The following is a 1,181-nucleotide window of genomic DNA, read 5'->3' on the forward strand; positions in this document are numbered from 1 at the left end:
TATTCCTGAGTTTATCGAAGCGGATGCCGAACCTGAAAAGGCGGGAGAGGCTTTAGCAGAATTAGATCCCGAGCTAGCAGAGATCTTTCTGGAGGAAGCCCAGGAATTGATTGCGAACTCTGGAGAGCTTTTACATCAATGGCAAAGTGAGAGCGACAATTTTGAGTTAGTTGGTGAGCTCCAGCGTGATCTTCATACCTTAAAAGGCGGTGCGCGCATGGCCGAGGTGACCGCGATCGGTGACCTGTCTCATGAGCTGGAAACCTTGTTTGAGCGAACAGTCGATGCGCAGACCGTTGCAAGTGATGAAGTTATTGAGCTTTGTCTAAAGTGCCATGATGCTCTTGCAGCGATGGTCGACTCCGTTGAGCAAGGTTTGGTTCCAAGTGACGCGTCGGCACTTCTGCAATCCGTGCAAGCGGTTATTTCCGGAAAGTCTATTGGATCTGAAGAGCCAAGTGGTGAGGCTACGGCTGCGCAAGAGTCTCCGGAAATCTCAGAGCTAGAGGAGCAAGACCCATCAGCCGAGCAAACGCCATCAGTCGAGCAAGCGCCTTCAGAATCTGATGAGCCTTTTACGGAGCAAGATTCGCAAGAGATAGAAGTTTCTAGCACTCCAGATAGTTTGGAATCTGAGCCAGAGCCAGAGCCAGAGCCAGAGCAGCAGGACGTGGACACTCAGGGTGAAGATCCTGTTGAAAGTTCTGAACCTTCAAAAGATCTTGAAAGCGAAACCAAGACGGGCGTTTCTAGCGAAGCGGATGCGTATAGTCGTGCGGTAGAAAGTGTCAATGAAGCGTTAACTGTTTGGAGTAACGATGAGGAGCATATTGCCGGTGTCCCTGAGCTGCAGCAGGGAATAAAAACGTTACTTGCTCAACCCGCTATACGGGAATCTAGAGCGCACAATGAGTTCTTGGCTAAAACAGTTGAGTGTCTCGATGCCTTTGTAAGCGGCGATCTGCAAGACTGGAGCGCGCTGCAGAAAAGTGTTCAGTCTGGGGCGCAACTTTTGGCTGATGGTCCGGCAGAGCATGCTGATCAGTTTTTACGCCTGACCGAAGCGCTAGAGCATATGCTGCGCGACCAAATCATGAAATCTCGTTCGAAGGCAAAAGCTGAGGAAGATGATGCTTTTGACCAAGAGGTTCTGGAGATGTTTGCGGAGGAGGCTCAGGAAC

At 50.6% G+C, this 1,181-nt stretch carries 1 protein-coding gene; it reads left to right on the forward strand.

The window, feature by feature from the left end; all coding sequences use genetic code 11:
- On the forward strand, positions 1-1,181 hold a 1,181-nt coding region (locus A3750_RS12905), incomplete at both ends, for an Hpt domain-containing protein (RefSeq protein WP_197475024.1).

The organism is Oleiphilus sp. HI0079 (genome assembly GCF_001635105.1).